At 60.0% G+C, this 2,550-nt stretch carries 3 protein-coding genes; all 3 read right to left on the reverse strand.

Annotated elements, in window-relative coordinates:
- Window positions 1-85 precede the first annotated feature (85 nt).
- From tnpC to tnpA, 3 genes are read right to left on the reverse strand one after another with little or no spacing between them, the layout of a single operon-like run.
- Window positions 86-1,672, reverse strand: coding sequence for an IS66 family transposase (gene tnpC / locus QCE48_RS31475; protein WP_309788377.1), 1,587 nt, complete (start codon window positions 1,670-1,672; stop codon window positions 86-88).
- Between the two features lie 30 nt (window positions 1,673-1,702).
- Window positions 1,703-2,047, reverse strand: coding sequence for an IS66 family insertion sequence element accessory protein TnpB (gene tnpB / locus QCE48_RS31480; protein ID WP_087650330.1), 345 nt, complete (start codon window positions 2,045-2,047; stop codon window positions 1,703-1,705).
- Window positions 2,044-2,478 (reverse strand): IS66-like element accessory protein TnpA, encoded by a 435-nt coding sequence (tnpA, locus tag QCE48_RS31485; protein WP_309788376.1) that lies wholly within the window; start codon window positions 2,476-2,478, stop codon window positions 2,044-2,046. The genes tnpB and tnpA overlap by 4 nt, the downstream gene beginning before the upstream one ends.
- Window positions 2,479-2,550: the final 72 nt, after the last annotated feature.

Below are 2,550 nucleotides of genomic sequence, written 5' to 3' on the forward strand. Positions count from 1 at the left end.
GTATGCGTCGCGCGAGGGCCGTCGAGAATTCTTTGGACAAGCGTCTGAGAATGCGGCAGGCTAAGCCTGCCGCAGGCAGAAGGGATCAACCCGATGAAGGTGGAGATGGTAACAGGTGCTTCGCGACGTTCCAGGGCAACAGTTCGGCGATGCGATTGGCCTGGTGATCGGCGATGTGTGTAAGGACATATTCCAGGTAGGCGCGCGGGTTGATACCATTCAACTTGCACGAGCCGATCAGGCTATACATTGAGGCGGCTCGCTCGCCACCGCTGTCAGAGCCAGCGAACATGAAATTGCGCCGGCCGAGGGCCACGCAGCGCAAAGCATTTTCGGCGAGCACGTTGCTGATTTCGACGCAGCCGTCATCACAGAACAGTGTGAGCCCGTCCCAGCGATTCAGAGAGTAGTTGATCGCTTCGACCAGCGGTGCCTTTGGCCAAAGCGTCGCACGTTTCTCCCTCATCGACCTTTCAAGGGCCGCGAGCAATGGATTGCTCTTTTCTTGCCTGACGCGTCGCCGCTCATCCGGCGGTTTGCCGCGGATATCAGCCTCGATTCCGTAAAACTCGCCAATCATGTCGAGCCATTGCTTCGTGGTGTCCGACGGGGCTGTCTCATGCACGTTGAATACGTATCGTCGCGCATGATCCCAGCAAAATGCCAGACGAACTTTGCCGCCTTCGTTCAACTCGTTGAAACCGGCATAGCCGTCGGCCTGAAGGATGCCTTCGAATCCGGCAAGATGGGTCTGGGGGTGAATGCCTTTGCGGTCCGGCGAGTAAGCGAACCAGACAGAAGCAGGTTCGCTCGAACCTGAGCGGCGATCATCGCGCACGTAGACCCACAATCGACCGGTCTTGGTCTTTTTGTTCCCAGGCGCAAGCACCGGGATCGGCGTGTCGTCCGCGTGGAGCTTGGCAGTCGCCATCGTGTAGCGACGCAGGGCTTCAGTCAGCAGCCGGCAGAGTTCTTCGCATTGCCCGACCCAACGTGCCATGGTGGCCCGATCGAGACGTACGCCATCGCGCGCCGCGATCTCGGATTGCCGATACAGGGGCGTGTGGTTTGCATACTTCGCCACGATGATCTCGGCCAGCAAGCTCGGATGCGCGATGCTGCGCTCGATCGGCAGCCCCGGCATGGGAGGTTGCGCGATATGGCCGCAACCGGTGCAGATCCGCTTGCGACGGATAGTGCGGATGACCTTGAACATCGCCGTGACGCGCGCGAGTTGCTCAGACACATCCTCGCCGAGCAACTCCATGGCGCTGTTGCACTTCGGGCAGATGGAATCGGGCTCGAGCTCGTGCTCTTCGCGTGGCAGATGGGGCGCCAAGGCTTCCTTCGGGGATGCTGCAGACACGCCCGAGCTCGATGCACGAGCGCGTGCACGGCGAACATCGGCAACGCCGCTGCCCGTTGCCAGATCCTCGAGTTGGGTTTCGAGCCGATCGATCTGCCGCTCCAACTGCTCGGATTTACGACCGAAGTGCATGCGCCTGAGCTTGTCGATCTGCGCTTTCAGGCGTTCGATTTGCTGGTCCCGTTCGACAATCTCCCGGTCACGTTCGGCGATCTCCTGCTGCATCTTTGCGATCGATGCCTGCTGCTCGAGCACCAGGGCGTGGAGCTCGGCAACGGTGTCAGGAAGCGGCGCATGATCGGGCATGTGCCGCAGTTTACGAGCCTTCGATGCGGTTTACAACATCGACAATGCGGCCGTGCGACGGGGCTGTCGCCAATCGATGCCTTCCAGCAACATCGACAGCTGTGCCGACGTCAGAAAGATCTTGCCGCCATCCGCCTGGGGCCAAATAAACCGCCCATGCGAAAGCCGCTTCGCGAGAAGCCATAGTCCGTCATCTGTTGCCCATAGAATTTTTACGAGATCGCCGCGACGTCCCCGAAAAATGAACACGTCGCCGCCGAGCGGATTGTCTTCGAGTGCCGATTGCACCTTCGCGGCAAGAGCCGGGAAACCACTACGCATGTCGGTGATGCCTGCGGCGATCCAGATGCGAGTGCCAGCCGGCAGGCCGATCATCGGGACAGCTCCCGAATCAGCAGCCGCAGCATATCCGGCGACACGTTACCGCGAATGCGCAAGCGTGCACGGTCAAATTCAATCTCGCAGGCGTCCTCCGACACAGCCTCGCGGACCGGCATCGAGGCCTCAGCTTCCGGGACAATGCTGACTGGAAGTAACGATGCAACGTCTAACGATGCAACGTCACCATCGGGTTCCTGTCTGGCAGGTCCCGGACGCGGCGCCCCAAATGCACCCTGAAGATACTGGCGACGCCATCTGAACAGCAGGTTGGTGTTTATGTCGTTGCGACGCGCGACCAGCGATACAGACGCCCCGGGCTCGAACGTCTGTTCGACCAGCTGTCGTTTGAATTCGCGCGCAAAGTTGGGGCGCTTGCCCGGTGCCTCGCACTTACTATCCACAATCTCGGCCACTTTGGTTCCCATCAAAACATTTGATGGGAACCAAATTACCCCCGTTCACTGCTGCCCGGAGAACGGCCGACGTGAGACGCATAC

This window comes from Caballeronia sp. LZ024 (genome assembly GCF_031451455.1).
GTDB lineage: Bacteria > Pseudomonadota > Gammaproteobacteria > Burkholderiales > Burkholderiaceae > Caballeronia > Caballeronia telluris.

Bases quoted from the DNA above. Each gene is read 5' to 3' on its own strand.
- tnpC (WP_309788377.1), bottom strand. From the start codon at position 1,672: ATGCCCGATCATGCGCCGCTTCCTGACACCGTTGCCGAGCTCCACGCC.
- tnpB (WP_087650330.1), bottom strand. From the start codon at position 2,047: ATGATCGGCCTGCCGGCTGGCACTCGCATCTGGATCGCCGCAGGCATC.
- tnpA (WP_309788376.1), bottom strand. From the start codon at position 2,478: ATGGGAACCAAAGTGGCCGAGATTGTGGATAGTAAGTGCGAGGCACCG.